Annotated in this window: 14 protein-coding genes; 7 read left to right on the top strand and 7 right to left on the bottom strand. The window is 71.5% G+C overall.

The window, feature by feature from the left end; genetic code table 11:
- The first annotated feature begins 138 nt into the window (after window positions 1-138).
- Complete coding sequence (locus FBZ33_RS29410; protein ID WP_141913008.1) at window positions 139-696, top strand: hypothetical protein; 558 nt, start codon at window positions 139-141, stop codon at window positions 694-696.
- A 3-nt stretch (window positions 697-699) separates the two neighbouring features.
- Here FBZ33_RS29410 and FBZ33_RS29405 read toward each other — a convergent pair whose 3' ends face one another.
- From FBZ33_RS29405 to FBZ33_RS29375, 7 genes are all read right to left on the bottom strand, one after another.
- On the bottom strand, window positions 700-1,299 hold the full coding sequence (locus FBZ33_RS29405) for a hypothetical protein (RefSeq protein ID WP_088952070.1): 600 nt from the start codon (window positions 1,297-1,299) through the stop codon (window positions 700-702).
- 13 nt (window positions 1,300-1,312) lie between these two features.
- On the bottom strand, window positions 1,313-2,473 hold the full coding sequence (locus FBZ33_RS29400) for a M23 family metallopeptidase (RefSeq protein ID WP_141911591.1): 1,161 nt from the start codon (window positions 2,471-2,473) through the stop codon (window positions 1,313-1,315).
- Entirely contained in the window at window positions 2,470-3,027 is a 558-nt protein-coding gene (locus FBZ33_RS29395) for a hypothetical protein (protein ID WP_141911589.1), read from the bottom strand. The genes FBZ33_RS29400 and FBZ33_RS29395 overlap by 4 nt, the downstream gene beginning before the upstream one ends.
- Window positions 3,024-4,979: an MFS transporter gene (locus FBZ33_RS29390; RefSeq protein ID WP_141911588.1), complete on the bottom strand. Its 1,956-nt coding sequence runs from the start codon at window positions 4,977-4,979 to the stop codon at window positions 3,024-3,026. The genes FBZ33_RS29395 and FBZ33_RS29390 overlap by 4 nt, the downstream gene beginning before the upstream one ends.
- A 1-nt stretch (window position 4,980) precedes the next feature.
- Window positions 4,981-8,394: an ATP-binding protein gene (locus FBZ33_RS29385; protein ID WP_141911586.1), complete on the bottom strand. Its 3,414-nt coding sequence runs from the start codon at window positions 8,392-8,394 to the stop codon at window positions 4,981-4,983.
- A 70-nt stretch (window positions 8,395-8,464) separates the two neighbouring features.
- Window positions 8,465-8,827, bottom strand: a complete 363-nt coding sequence (locus FBZ33_RS29380) for a hypothetical protein (RefSeq protein ID WP_007466101.1) — start codon at window positions 8,825-8,827, stop codon at window positions 8,465-8,467.
- 13 nt (window positions 8,828-8,840) lie between these two features.
- Window positions 8,841-9,155 (bottom strand): hypothetical protein, encoded by a 315-nt coding sequence (locus FBZ33_RS29375; protein WP_074315118.1) that lies wholly within the window; start codon window positions 9,153-9,155, stop codon window positions 8,841-8,843.
- A gap of 356 nt (window positions 9,156-9,511) precedes the next feature.
- Here FBZ33_RS29375 and folP point away from each other — a divergent pair, with 356 nt between their 5' ends.
- The 6 genes from folP to FBZ33_RS29345 all read left to right on the top strand — a co-directional run bounded on the left by folP (window position 9,512) and on the right by FBZ33_RS29345 (window position 13,557).
- Window positions 9,512-10,414 (top strand): dihydropteroate synthase, encoded by a 903-nt coding sequence (folP, locus tag FBZ33_RS29370; RefSeq protein WP_141911584.1) that lies wholly within the window; start codon window positions 9,512-9,514, stop codon window positions 10,412-10,414.
- Window positions 10,411-10,779, top strand: coding sequence for a dihydroneopterin aldolase (gene folB / locus FBZ33_RS29365; RefSeq protein WP_088950533.1), 369 nt, complete (start codon window positions 10,411-10,413; stop codon window positions 10,777-10,779). Before folP ends, folB begins: the two co-directional genes overlap by 4 nt.
- Window positions 10,776-11,303 carry a 2-amino-4-hydroxy-6-hydroxymethyldihydropteridine diphosphokinase gene (gene folK / locus FBZ33_RS29360; RefSeq protein WP_088950532.1) on the top strand — a complete coding sequence of 176 codons (528 nt, stop codon included), beginning with the start codon at window positions 10,776-10,778 and terminating at the stop codon, window positions 11,301-11,303. The genes folB and folK overlap by 4 nt, the downstream gene beginning before the upstream one ends.
- 19 nt (window positions 11,304-11,322) lie before the next feature.
- Window positions 11,323-11,862: a DUF3180 domain-containing protein gene (locus tag FBZ33_RS29355; RefSeq protein ID WP_088950531.1), complete on the top strand. Its 540-nt coding sequence runs from the start codon at window positions 11,323-11,325 to the stop codon at window positions 11,860-11,862.
- 118 nt (window positions 11,863-11,980) lie between these two features.
- Complete coding sequence (locus FBZ33_RS29350) at window positions 11,981-13,195, top strand: ABC transporter permease (RefSeq protein ID WP_141911583.1); 1,215 nt, start codon at window positions 11,981-11,983, stop codon at window positions 13,193-13,195.
- Between the two features lie 53 nt (window positions 13,196-13,248).
- Complete coding sequence (locus FBZ33_RS29345; RefSeq protein ID WP_141911581.1) at window positions 13,249-13,557, top strand: hypothetical protein; 309 nt, start codon at window positions 13,249-13,251, stop codon at window positions 13,555-13,557.
- Window positions 13,558-13,560: the final 3 nt, after the last annotated feature.

Below are 13,560 nucleotides of genomic sequence, written 5' to 3'. Positions count from 1 at the left end.
CGCTCCTCCGGGAGGTGCCCCGGCGATGCGCCGGGGATGTCGTGGATCTCACCGGTGGGGAGGGGTCCGTCACGATCCGCTGGATCTGAGGCTATTGGCTCCGGGGCGTCCAGCCGATAACTTCAGGAGGTGGAATCAGTGCAGCCCCCCGCCGGTTCCCAGGTCTCCCGCGTACCGGCCCAACGGGCACCGTCCGAGCAACTGCCGCCGGCCCCACCGACGCCGGCGCCGCAGCCGCCGCGCCGCCGAATGCGGACGGTGCTCACGGTCGTGGCTGGGGTGCTGGCGTTGCTCTGCGTGGGCGGGGTCATTGCGGGATATGTGCTGTACAACCGAGCGGCAGCCCCGGATCGCAGCGCACCCGACGTGGCGGTGGACAACTACCTGCGCGCATTCCTCGTGGATCGCAACGACGCGAGGGCCGCTCTCTACACCTGCGAGCGCGGGTCGCAGTTGGAGGCACTGGACGCCCTGCGGGCCGACCTTCTCGCACGCGAGCAACAACTTGGCGCGACTATTCTGGTGAGTTGGGGCAGCTTAGGCGTCGATGATCGAGGAAAAGTCGCCTCGGTTGTGACGGTCGTCCGACGCAGCGCCACGATAGATGGCGTGCAGCAAAGCCTGACGGACACATGGCGGTTCGAGCTCGAAGAGCAGGACGGCTGGCGGGTTTGTAGTGGCAATCAAACCGATTGACTCTCACTCGATCCACAACAGATGGACCGGGACCTCCAGCGTGGTGGGGGACTGACCGCGCCAAGCCCAGCGGTACCACTCCACCTCGGGCGTGATCCGCACGCAGATGTCCCCTTCGGCACCGGAGTAGGTTTCGGTGACCGCTCGCAGGTCGCGGTGCTCCAGACCGCCCTCGACGTGCACGACCCTGCGCCCGGTGACGGCGTCCGCCTCGAAGACCGGTGTGGGGGTCCGGTGTGCCGGACCGTCCAGCGAGACGAGCCGAATTCCGGTGTCCCGACCACCTTCCGAGTCAACCTGCCTGCCGACCGTCTCCACCCAGACCCGCTCCACCGGCACCAGCGGCGCGAACACCTCGACCTGGTCGGCCTCGGCGCGGTACCACTCGTGCTCGGGGATCACCGGCACGTAGGTCCGGGCGCTCTGCACCACCCGGTCGTCCGCGCGCAGGTCGCCGCGCCAGCCCAGCCCCGGCAGCCCGACGAGAACCCGGCGCCCGCGGAGCTCCACCCGCTCGGTGGCGGGGACGATGGTCAGCGGACGGGGTGGCCGTGGTGCCCAGTCGGGCTGGTCGGCGAACGGGTCCGGCAGCGGTCCGGTCATCCCCGTGGCGGTCTCACTCGGCGGCGCGCAGCGGGGCGCCCCGTGCGCGCATGAACGGGACCGGATCGACCGCGCCCCGGCTGGACCGGTCGTTGCGCAGGTGCACCTCGAAGTGCAGGTGCGGCCCGGACGAGTTGCCGCTGCTGCCAACCTGCCCGATGACCTCACCGGCCGGGACGATCTGATGCAGTCTGACGCGCGGCTGAACCACCATGTGGCAGTACCGGGTGATGTAGCCGCCAGCGTGCAGCAGGTCGACGTACCAACCGCAGCCGCCCTTGTCGGGGTACCCGTCCACGTCGCAGTCCCGCCGGCCCCTGTTGTCCGGGTCGCAGCGGGCGACCAGCACACGACCGGCTGCGGCGGCGCGAATCTCGGTGCCCTTGGCCGCGCCGATGTCCACCCCGTTGTGGCTGGGCCGGCTGGCGGTGCGGAAGCCGGAACCGACGTCGCCAGGGATCGGCGCGGTCCAGCCGGAGGCAGCAATCTCGCCACGCTCGGCCGCGTCGCACACCGCCTTGCCGTTGATCTCGACGGTACGGGCCGCCCCACCGGCCAGCGCATCCACGATCTTGCTGGCCAACTCCTCGTGCTTGGCGTACGCGTCCGGATAGGCGCTGATCTGAACCTGCTGCGCCACCACCGTCAGCGGTCGGCGTTGCCAGCTCCGGACCTTGACGAGCTTCTCGTAGAACTTGCCAGCCGTGTACGAGGGGGTCATCCGCTCGGCGACCGAGCCCCACCCCGGCCGCTGCTGGAACAGGCCCAGCGAGTCGTGGTCCGCGCCGACGCCCTCGTGTGGCAGGGCCAGGGACTCGGGCACGTCACTGTTCGCCAGGTTGCGCAGCGCGGACTCCTGCATCGCGGTGGCCAGCGCGATCACCCAGCCCCGGGAGGGCACCCCCAGGTCCTGGCCGACCTTGATGATGATGGCGGCGTTGCGGACCTGCGCGTCGCCGTACTCGGTGAACCGCGGCAGCTCGCCCACGATGTCCACCGGGCGGATCGGGCCGCAGCCGAAGCCCGCCAAGGAGTCCCCGTCCTCACCGTCGCCACCGAGCCCACTGAGGAAGAACGCCGCAGTACCCCCGGTGCAGCAGAGGAGGAGCAGCACACCGGTGAGGATGCTGGCGATCACGCCGATCCGCACTGACCGCCGGCTGACGGCGGTCATGGCCGTTCCCAATCCACCACGTCGACCAGCCAGCCGCCATCCGCAGCCACCAGTTCCAGCCGCAGCTGGCCGTTGTCGAGCGGCAGTAGTACCTCGACGAACGTCTCGGTGCGCGCCCGCACCGACGGTGCGCCGCTGACCTTCTCAGCCGGGACGCCCTCGGGATCAACACCGGCGAGCTTCTCGGTCAGCGCCGGTGTGGACAACGGCTTGAGGCCGTCCTGCCACTGCTCAGCGGTGATTCCAGGTCGGCCGAGCCAGGCTGCGGCAAAACGGTCGGAGGTCTGCTCCGGCGTGCCGGCGCCGGGCGACGTCACGGGTGACGGCGGCGCCGGGCTGGTGAGCACGCCATCATCGCCAGCCGTCGGGTCCACGGTGGTGATCGGCCGGTTCGGCCGGTTACTCAACCCGTCCGCCGGGGCGGCCGGGTCGGAGATCAGCCGTGCCGCCCCGAGCACACCGAGGACGATCACCGCGATGACCAGTGCCACTCCCAGCCGGGACCGCAGCGCTCGGGTGAAGAGAAACTCCAGGGCCCGTCGCATCGCCGTCACCGTGCCTCTGAGCGCACCCGCGGTCCGGTCCGGTCCGGCGTACGTTCCGTGGAGCCCGGACGGTAGACCACGAACGACGGGTTCTCGGCCGGCACGTCCGGCTCGGTCCACGTCGCCGGCTGTCGGCGACGAGGTTGGGGAGCGACCGGACGACCTCGGCCTCTGGTCTCCTCCGCCGGTGCCTCGTCGGGCCGTTCCCGACCGTCGGGTCGCCCGGCGCCAGCACGCTGGCCCTCGGCAACAGCCGTCGGCGTGGAGACCGGGTCCTCCCGGCGGGCCTCCGGGCGCAGCCGGGTCTGCTCCGCGTTCGGCGACCGTCGAAGCCCACCGACCGGTTCGGCCGTGCCACCCGGCTCGGCCACGTCCAGTCGTGCGGCTGTCCGCATGTCCCGGAAGAACCGGCGGTGCCAGGACCCGGCGGAGCTGACCGCTTCGCTGCTGTCCTTGCCGCCGAGTTGGGTGATTCGCCGGTATGGCCGCAGCAGCAGCCAGCCGACCACGCCGCAGAGCCAGACCAGCACCACCTGGAGCCAGCCCGGCAGGGTGGGCGTGCTCATGATCAGGTCGACAGCGAACAGATAGATGGCAGCCCCGGTGCCGAAGATGGCGATGTTGAAGACTGCGGCGACGACGGCATTCGCCAGCCGGCGCAGCCCAGCGCTGGCCGGCCGGAGCAGCCCGACCGTGCCGAGGATGGGTGCCGCGATCACCGCCCACCGGAAGATGAGGAAGCCCAGCAGAACCAGCAGTGACGCAGTCAGGTCGAACATCGCGAAGAGAAATGCGGCCAGCATCGCGATGAATCCTGCGCCCACCCGATCCATGTCCCGCACACCCTGGAGGTATTCGTACGCCTCCGGATCTTCAGTCTGGATCTGCTGAGCCACCCGCGCCCACTGCTGCTGCTTCGCCTTGATCGTCGCCTCCCGGGTAGCCGGGTTGGCGCGCAGCTTTTTTGCCTCATCCCAGGAGAGTGCCTTGGCGTCGTACAAGGCCGGTCCGTACTTGCGGGCGGTCTCGCTATCCGCCGAACCAAGCACCCCGCGGAGCCAGTTCCGGTAGAGCATGGTCTCGGTGGCGGTGTCACTGGCTCGTACGGCAGGGGTGCGGAGATCCTTGCAGCGGTTCGGGTCAGGATCGATGCACCGCCCCGGGTCCGGCTCCTTCGCCTGTGGTCCAACGGCGTCGTGGACCACGCCGAGACTGGTGACCAACGCACCGTCCGCGATGTTCGCCGACTTGACCGGCCAGGCGGCCAGGGCCGTGACCGCGACCATCACGAGCAGCGCCCAGCCTGCGGTGGTCATCGCGTTACTCATGTCCGACTGGCGGGACCGCCAGAGCAGATAGAGCCCCACCACGCAGAGGGTGACGATGCCGAAGACGCTGAAGACCTTCTGGTAAACGGCCTTGGTTGCCTGCTCGACCAGCGGGTCGGCCCAGCCCCACATGGAGCCCGGGTCCCAGGCTCGCTCCCGCAGCGCGTTGGACGCGCCGATGATTGCCGTGGCGGCCATGAACTCGCCATTGGCAATCGTGGTGGTGAACTTGTAGTCCGGATGAAGCACGCTCGACGCGCAGCCGCCCTCAATGTCGTAGGTGGAATAGCTGTAGCCCCCGTAGCCGTACAGGCTGTATCGGCCAGCTACGCCATTCGTTCCCTCCGCTGGCGGCGCGGCGGCGAACCAGCCGGCGAGTCCAGAGTCCGGCGTGCCGGGGGTCGGCGCGTTACGACACTTGACCTCGTCCTCACTGACCGCTTGGAGCTTCCCGACGCAGGCCCGGAAGTCGGCCTGCCACTCGGCCGTGGTGCAGAGGTCGGCGCGGGCCTGGGCCACGGGCGGTGCGGCGGCTGCGGCTTCCGCTCCGATCAGCGGCCAGCTGAGTGAAGCCCCGGCCAGTACGCCGAGGGCGAGCAGGAACGACACGATCCTCGCTCGGGCCCTCGCCATGTCACGCCTCCAGGTCCGGCAGGGGGATGCTCGGCAACACTCCGGCCGCTGCGGCGATCGCGGCGGGCGTCGTGTCGAGGTGGTCCAGGAGCCCTTCGACGTACGAGACGTCGACGCGGACCTTCTGCACCCGCCCGTCGACGTCGCGCATCACGAACTCTCGGAAGCCGAGCCGGTTGGACGAGCTGGTGTCGGCGGCGGAGAGTGAGGCGAGGGTGGCTTCGTACCCGTCGTTGACGGGCACCCGCAGCAGTCGTAGTGCTTCGGAGGCGATCTCGGCGTCCTCGGCGATCCGGCCGACGAAGACGGTGGAGACGAGGTTCTGCACGTCGAGGCCGAGGATGTCCTTGGGGTTCTGCGAGGCGACCAGCGCGGCGAGGTTCCACTTGCGGGAGTCGCGGGCGAGCCGGACCAGGAATGAACGCCCGGATCGCCAGCCCTCCATGAAGTGCGCCTCGTCCAGGCCGACGAGCTTGCGCGACGACATCGAGCCGCCGTAGCAGCGGCGTACGGCGAGCCGGTGCGCGGTGTGCAGCATCGGCAGGGCCAGTGCCTCCTCGGCTGACCAGTACTCGCGTTCGATCTTGAGGTCGGGCAACCGCAGCCCGGCCATGGTGATCACGGTGAGTGCCGCGTCGGCGCCGAGCAGCCCCTCCGGTGGCCGGCCGAAGAAGAGCATGGCCAGGGGCATCTCGGCGGTGTCCAGCAGGAGGTTGGCCAGCTCCTTGCCGGCGTCGTCGTCGAGGCGCCCGAGGCAGCTCACGACGTCGTCCAGGGTGGACGTCTCCTCGGCGGGGACCTGACGGACCGCGTGCCGGAACAGGGTGGCGGTCGATGCCTCCCGGGCGACCTGCGGCGGAACGAGCATCATGCAGATGTCCTGGACCAGCATTCGCCGTTCGGCCCGCGCGTTGGAGACCGCGATCTCGAACTCCCGGTCACCGGCGGCCCCGGCGCCGAACTCGCTGCGCAGTGGCGTCGGGATGAGCGAGTAGGGCGCCAGGGTGCCGTGCTCCGAGCCGGTCAGGTTCAACACCCGGGAGTACGGCCGCAGCTCGGGCATGGCGCAGAGTCGGGCCAGCGGCCCGGACGGGTCGAGCAGGGTCACCTGGACACCTCTGCGGGCGGCCAGGTAGCCCAGCGCGCCGAGCAGGGTGGACTTTCCACCGCCCGGTTCGGCGACGAAGACAGCGAGCCCGGAGCGTTCCCGGACCTCCATGGGGAAGTGCAGGTCGAGGAAGACCGGGCGGCGGCAGGTGCCAGCGGTCCGGCCGATGAGGTCGCCCCGCCGGTCGCCCACGTTCGATGCGGCCTGGGGGAGTGCGGCGGCCAGCAGCGGCACCGGCATGCGGCGAACGTAGCCGGTGTTGGCGATCGGCTCGCCGGGGATGAACTCGCGGGCCAGCCAGTCCTGGTTCTTCGGGTGTTGCAGCGAGATGCGCAGCTCCCGGGAGTAGAGCTGGATGAGCCGGCGGGCCCGCTCCATGCACTCCTCCCTGGTCCGGCCGCCGACGGCGATCCGGTGCCAGCCGTGCGCGCGGGCCGAGTCGACCGGCAGGCCGGTGGTCATCTCGTCGCCGATCACCAGCGCCCGCTTGGCCAGTCGCTCCAGCTCCGGCGGTGCGTCGATGCCGTGCTCGGCGTAGTCGAGCTGCTGGGAGCGGATCATCCGTAGCCGGTGTTCGAGGTTACGGAAGGAGTCGCCGGAGCCGAGGATGTCGACGCGGGTGGAGATCTCCATCGGCCAGGGCAGCCGCTCGTGGAAGTGCAGCCAGGGCTCGTGCCGTTCCGGGATCTCCAGCGGCTCCATCCGGCCGACCGCGAGCACGGCCACGTGCCGTTCCTCGCCGGTCATCCGGTTGACCAGCTTGACTGTGGAGCCGTACGGGGTGCGGTAGCGCTCGACCTGCTCGGTCAGGGCGAGCAGGTCACCGCGCTCCCATTGCCCGTTGGTCACCGGGGAGAGTCGCCCGGGGGGTGCCATGCACAGCGCCACCGAGCGGTAGAGCAGCCATTCGAGCTCCTGTGCGGTGACCCGGCGACCGCGCATGCCGAATGCGCCGAGCACCTCGTCGAACTGCTCCACGGTGCGGCCCAGCTTGCGGCGTTCGCCGTCGGCGGTGCCCCGACCGAAGGTGCGCAGCAGGCGTTCGGTGAGCGAGTCGCCGAGGGATCGGCGGGCGAAGGTGACACCGAGGTAGGTCTGGCCTTCGGCGTGGTTGACGGCCATCAGGTGCCGCTGGGCGGCGACCAGGTGGTCGGCCCAGCCGGTGGTGCCAGGAACGTCGGCGAGCGGTGCGGCGGTGTGGGCGTCGATGGTGCGCGCCCACTCGTCGGCGGGGAACGGCCGGGTGGTGCGGCGCAGGTGCAGCCGGAAGCCGGCCAGGCCGGCGTACTGCTCGGAGATCGCCGACAACAACGCTTCGCGTTCGGCGTCCGGGCGGAACGCCCAGCGAACCTCGGGCAGCCAGTACCAGGCGGTGACCGTGTTGGGAGTGAAGGTCAGGTGACCGGCGATCTCGGTGATTGCCAGCTCGACCGACGGGTCCCGGTCACCGAACTTGATCTTCGGGGCGCGGATCCGGGTCGGCTTGGTCGGTCGGTCCTGGCGGCTGGCACCACGTTCGCGGGGTGGGGCGACCTCTTTCCCGGCACCCTTGGGTCGCTCCGAGTCGGCGGCGCGGCGCTGGGGCCCCTCCAGAGCTGGCCGGGCCGCTCTCGCGCGGACTGCCGGGCGATCCACCGGGGCGGTTGGCCCGCCAACCGGTGACACTGGCTGGTCCACCGGTGCCGTTGGTCGACTCGACGGCGTTGCCGTCGGCCGTGCGGCGGGTGCGGTGTCAGGTTGTCGGGTCGTCGGGCCGTTGGTCCGAGACCCGGATGTGCCGTCGGGGGTGACGTCGGGCTCGCGCGGCGGACGGACCATCGGCAGCCGATCGCCGGCCTGATGCGGCACCCGTGACTCACCGCCCAGGTGAGCGCCGCCGTGTCGGGGCTCGACACTGCGGCCGCCGGCCTGGTCGTCGGGCGTCCACGGTGGCTCCAGCTCGGGAGCCGGTCGAGCTGGTGCGGGGAGCTGCTGCTGCGGGATCGCCGGCTGCTCCCGGGTGCTCGGGCCGGCCGTGACGGCTCGCGCCCCGCCGGGCCGGGCCCCGCCGAAGAGGTCCAGGAAAGGGGAGTCGATGTCGGCGTTCTCGCCGGCCGAGACCGCGCTGGGCTCGGCCGGGGGCGTCCGGCGCGGAATCGGCCGGGGCGCCTGGAACACGCCGACCGCGCCGTGGCCGGGTGACGTCACCAGCGCGGGGTCGAGCGCCACCTCGTCCTCGTCCTCGGTGTAGTCGAACGAGTGCGCACGGTGACCTGCCGGCCCGGCCGGGCGGTCGGCCGGAGAACCCGGCGTGGAAGAGCGGCTCATGCGACCGCCTCAGCGACTGTGGGCACGGTGTCGCCCGCGTCGTGCGACGGACCGATCGGCGTACGCCCGGTCATGCCAGCTCCTCCCGAATCCTGATCCGGCTGCCGACCAGACGCGGATCGCGCTGCTCGATCGCCGGCTCCCGGGTGCGTCGCCAGTCGGTCAGCGCGGTGCGGATGACCACCCGCGCCGGCCGATCGGGGTCGACGTGCCGGAAGATGAACGACGTGGTCACGATGGCGAGCGCGATCTCCCAGGCCGGGAAGAGCTCGACCGTCAACGTGAACAGCCAGTGGATGAACATGTAGAGGGGGACCAGCAGCATGAAGAGCCCGTACTGGGCGTAGGGCAGGTGGACCGGAAGGGTGTAACCGGGCGGCCCGAGGTAGACCAGGCGGGCCCGGTAGATGTCGTCGTCGGTGCGCAGCCGCATCTGGTGAACGCGCCTATTCGAAGATCAGGTCGATCAGGTAATCGCCGACGAAGAAGAGTGTTGCCGCGCCAGCGATGAACGCGAGCCCGACGATGGCGATCGCGGAGCTGGTCAGCACCTTGGAGATCTCGCCCCGGCTGGCGCGACCGATGAAGATGACGCCCAGGACGGCGAGCAGGATCGGCGCGATCTTGCTGGCGAAGAAGGTGACGACACTGTTGGTGTCGATCCCCTTCGGTGCCGGCTCCGCGAGTGGAGTCGACGCCAGAGTGGAGAGCGCGTGGGCGACGCCCGAAGACGCCGTCTCCATGAGCTCGAAGGCGATCACTGGAACCTCCCCATAGCGCGGCCGGCGGTGCCGCGGCGGTGCAATGGACGAACCTGGCGGGAAATGTGCTCCACAGGGCGCAGCGTTCTTGACCCTGCGTTCGTTACTCACCACGGAGGGTGGCGAGGTTTGGGCGGTTTTCCCCCGCTTCGGCCCTCCCTCCAAGCTTCGCCATCTCGATGCTGGCCAATTCCAAAGCGTACGGGCCGCCCCGGATTGCGACAAGCCGCGAAGGGCCTGCCCGATGCTGCCCGAATGACCGATCGTACACCTGTTCTAACGAGCACGTCAGGGGTGGTGATGGGAGCCCGACCCGGGCCGGCGAACGCCGCTGCCGCGACCGGTACCGTCTAGTCGTGACCGATCTGGTGCGGGCTCCGGGCCCGGTGGTGATGGGCGTCCTCAACGTCACACCGGACTCCTTCTCCGACGGCGGACGGTACGCCGACCTCGAAGCGGCCGTCGGACACGGCGTCCGTCTGCGCGACGCTGGCGCGCATCTGGTCGACATCGGCGGCGAGTCGACCCGTCCGGGCGCCGAGCGGATCGACGCCGCGACCGAGGTCGACAGGGTCCTGCCGGTCATCCGCGAGCTGACCGCGGCGGGCGTCGCGGTCAGCATCGACACCAGCCGGGCGCGGGTGGCGGAAGCCGCCCTGGCCGCCGGTGCGGCGGTGGTCAACGATGTCTCCGGCGGGCTCGCCGACCCGGACATGGCCCGCGTGGTCCGCGACGCGCACTGCCCCTGGGTGCTGATGCACTGGCGGGGGCACTCCCGCACGATGCGCGAGCTGGCCACCTACACCGACGTGGTGGCCGACGTCCGAGCCGAGCTGGCCCAACGCATCGAGGCGGCGCTCGCCGCCGGGGTGGCCGCCGACCGTCTCGTCGTCGACCCCGGCCTCGGCTTCGCCAAGACGGCCGCGCACAACTGGGAGCTCAGCGCCCGACTTCCGGAGCTGCTGGACCTCGGCTACCCGTTGCTCTTCGGGGCCAGCCGCAAGTCCTATCTAGGTGGGCTGCTGGCCGCCCCCGACGGCACCCCACGGCCGACCGCCGAGCGGGAGGCGGCCACAGTGGCGACCAGCGTGCTGGCGGTGGCCGCGGGCGCCTGGGGCGTACGCGTGCACGACGTGCGGGCCACCGCCGACGCGCTCGCCGTCTGGGCCGCGACCGGCAGCCCGCGCCTGGCCGGCGCGCACCACGACCGCCAGCAGGGCACGCGCAGCCACCACCACCGGCAAGAGGTGCAACGATGACGACGGACCGGATCCAGCTGACCGGCCTGCGGGCCCACGGCCGGCACGGGGTGTACGACTTCGAGCGGGCGCAGGGGCAGGACTTCGTGGTCGACGCCGTCCTCGAACTGGACCTCGCCCCGGCCGCTGCCAGCGACGACGTCAGCGACACCGTCCACTACGGCGAGTTGGCCGAACGCCTGGTCGCCGTGGTGACCGGCGAGCCGGTCAACCTGATCGAGACCCTCGCGGACCGGCTCCTCGCGGTCTGCCTGGCCGACGAACGGGTCGGCGTCGCCACGATCACCGTGCACAAACCGGAGGCCCCGGTGCCGCACACCTTCAGCGACGTGGCCGTCACGATGACCCGGGCGCGTGCCCGGTGACCCGGGCGGTTCTGTCGCTCGGCAGCAACCTGGGCGACCGTCTGGAGCACCTGCGCACGGCTGTCGCCACGCTCGGCGACGCCGTGCTCGTGCTCTCCGGGGTGTACGAGACTCCACCGTGGGGCGACGCCGACCAGCCCGCGTACCTCAATGCGGTGCTGCTGGTCCAGGACGAGAGCGCGACACCGCGCGACTGGCTGGAGCGGGCCCGCGACGCGGAGCGCGCGGCCGGTCGCGTGCGTGACCCACAGCGGCGGTTCGGGCCGCGCACCCTGGACGTGGACGTGATCGCCGTCTGGGGCGACGACGACGAGCCGGTGCTCAGCGACGACCCGGAGCTGACCCTGCCGCACCCACGGGCGCACCTGCGCGCCTTCGTGCTGCGACCGTGGATCGACATCCAGCCGTACGGTCGGCTGCCCGGTCACGGCTGGCTGACCGACCTGCTGACCACCGGCCCCGCTGCGGACGAGGCGCTGGAACTGCGTCCTCGGCCGGAGTTGGCGTTAGAGTCGACGGCATGACCGAGCGGAGCCGGCCGGCATGACGCAGGCGAAGTCCCCACCACCGGGCGGGTCGGGCCCGGACCGGTCCAGGATGGGTCCCACCCGGATCTCGACCCTGGTCGTGGCCGCCCTGGCCGCCGCGGCGGTGGCCTGGCTGCTGATCAGCACTCTCTACTACAGCGGCATCCCCCGGCTGCCCTGGCTGCCGGTGGTGACGCTGGCCGGGCTCGCCGTGCTCGAGGCGTACGCCGCGATCAACACCCGGGGCCGGATCGAGCGCAAGCCCGGCCGGGAGCCGGTCAACCCGCTGATGGTCGCCCGTTTCGTGGTGCTGGCCAAGGCATCGGCGCTGGCCGCGGCCATCTTCGCGGGGTTCTACGCGGGGCTCACCGGCTGGCTCTTCGTGGAGACCACCCGCGCCGCCCTCGACGACCGTCCGGCGGCGGCCGGAGGCCTGCTCGCCTCGCTGGCTCTGGTCGGTGCCGCGTTGTGGCTGGAACGCTCCTGCCGGGTGCCGGAACGCCCCGACGACGAGCGCGAGCAGGACCCACGGGAGAGCCGCCCCGGCCAGCGCTGAGCAGGGGGTTACGCCCGGCTGCGGGCGCGGGTACGGTGCCTGCGATCGGGGAGCAAGGGCCGCCCCCTGTTCGTCCGCGCGCCGGACCGGGGACGGCCGGCCACTGGGGAGGCGGCGTATGGGGTACGAAGAAGCTGGCCGGGACCGGTCGGCGGAACCCTCGTCGGGGGTGCCTGCCGCCGTTCTGGAGAACGTCTTCGACGACCCCACCCACGGAGAGCCCGGCCGGGATCGGATCGGCGTGCACCTGGGCTGGGAGTTCCTGCTGCTGGCCGGGCTGGCGGCCCTGGGCTGGCTGCTCTGGCAGGAAGACTCGGCCGCCCTGCGCGGCGACAACCTGCGGACGCTGCTGGTCGCCGCGGTCGGCCTGGGGCTGCTCGCCCTGGCTGCCGGGCTGAGCCTGCGATCGGCAGCACCGAACCTGGCCGTCGGGCCGATCGCGCTCGCCGCCGCCCTGCACTACGCCGAGCAGGGCGATCGGGGCCTGCCGGCGTCGGTCGGCCCGGCAGTGGGCGTCGCCGCGCTGGGTGGGCTGGCGCTGGCGCTGGTCGTGGTGGTGCTGCACGTGCCCGGTTGGGCTGCCAGCCTGGCCGGCGCTGCCGGTGTGGTGGTGTACATCGAACGTCGGTCGGCGCCCGTGCTGGTGCAGGGCGACTACGACCCGGGGCGCAACGCCGGGTACCTCATCGCCGGCTTCGCCGCGGTGGCCATCCTCGGCGGGTTGTTCGGCACCACCCGCGCTGTTCGCCGGCTGGCCGGCCGGTACCGGCCGATCGCCGATCCGGCCCGTCGGCGGGGCACGTTGGCCGCAATGGTCACCGCTGTTGCGTTGGTCGGTTCCAGCGTGCTGGCCGCCCTCGCCGGCGTGCTGTTCGCCGCCAACGGCCTCGAAGCGGTCGCGCCCACCTCGGGCCTGGACTGGACGGTGCTGGCGGTGGGGGTGGCCATGCTCGCGGGCACCAGCGCGTACGGCCGTCGGGGTGGGGTGTTCGGCACGGTGCTGGCGGTCGGCGTGGTCACCCTCTTCCAGACGTACGCGCCGGAGCGTGGCTGGACGTTGAGCAACTGGGCGGTCGGCGGGGTGGCGCTCGGCGTCGGCCTGCTGGTCACCAGGCTGGTCGAGACGTTCGGGCGGCCCCGACCGGGCAGCACCGACCGGCCCGAGCCGGTCGGCGACGGCACGATCAGCACGGGTTGGACCATGCCCCAGTCGCGGCCGGTCGACAACTGGCCCCCGACGCTGCCGACTCCCGCCGCGCCCCAACCGGCCGACCCGTGGCGGGATCCGCGCTGGGAGGACAGCCCACGCCGGTGGGACACCGACGAGCGGTGAGCCGCGTCGCGTCCGCCGGGCCGGGGCTGATCTCGACCGTTAGGCTCGGCGACATGACCGACACACCTGCCGCCGCCCCCGGCGGAACCTCGTTCGAGGAACTCGACGCGTTGTCCACCGACGAGCTGCGGGAGCGGGCGTTCGCCCTGGCCCGGGAGCGTCGCGACGTCAAGTTCTACTGGTCGGTGCTGCGGCACCTGCCGAACGCGGACGAGGCCACCGTGCTGGACGGCGCACCGAACTCGATCGGCCCGACGATCGACGAGGCCAACGCGCTGTGGCGGGAGCTGACCGGTCACGGTTATGAGGAGTCCGCGCCACTGCTGCGGGCCGCCTTCATCGACTACCTGATGAAGCACTGAGCC

The sequence above is a fragment of the Micromonospora sp. A202 genome (genome assembly GCF_006715105.1).
In the GTDB taxonomy this organism is placed as follows: Bacteria; Actinomycetota; Actinomycetes; order Mycobacteriales; family Micromonosporaceae; genus Micromonospora; species Micromonospora zamorensis.
The sequence above is the reverse complement of the archived record's forward strand: the minus strand, read 5'-3'. Positions and strand labels throughout refer to the sequence as shown.

Coding starts and splice junctions, on each gene's coding strand:
- FBZ33_RS29380 (WP_007466101.1), bottom strand. CDS start 8,827: ATGCGGCTGCGCACCGACGACGACATCTACCGGGCCCGCCTGGTCTAC.
- FBZ33_RS29400 (WP_141911591.1), bottom strand. CDS start 2,473: ATGACCGCCGTCAGCCGGCGGTCAGTGCGGATCGGCGTGATCGCCAGC.
- FBZ33_RS29355 (WP_088950531.1), top strand. CDS start 11,323: ATGACGCAGGCGAAGTCCCCACCACCGGGCGGGTCGGGCCCGGACCGG.
- folB (WP_088950533.1), top strand. CDS start 10,411: ATGACGACGGACCGGATCCAGCTGACCGGCCTGCGGGCCCACGGCCGG.
- FBZ33_RS29345 (WP_141911581.1), top strand. CDS start 13,249: ATGACCGACACACCTGCCGCCGCCCCCGGCGGAACCTCGTTCGAGGAA.
- FBZ33_RS29350 (WP_141911583.1), top strand. CDS start 11,981: ATGGGGTACGAAGAAGCTGGCCGGGACCGGTCGGCGGAACCCTCGTCG.
- FBZ33_RS29385 (WP_141911586.1), bottom strand. CDS start 8,394: ATGAGCCGCTCTTCCACGCCGGGTTCTCCGGCCGACCGCCCGGCCGGG.
- FBZ33_RS29405 (WP_088952070.1), bottom strand. CDS start 1,299: ATGACCGGACCGCTGCCGGACCCGTTCGCCGACCAGCCCGACTGGGCA.
- FBZ33_RS29390 (WP_141911588.1), bottom strand. CDS start 4,979: ATGGCGAGGGCCCGAGCGAGGATCGTGTCGTTCCTGCTCGCCCTCGGC.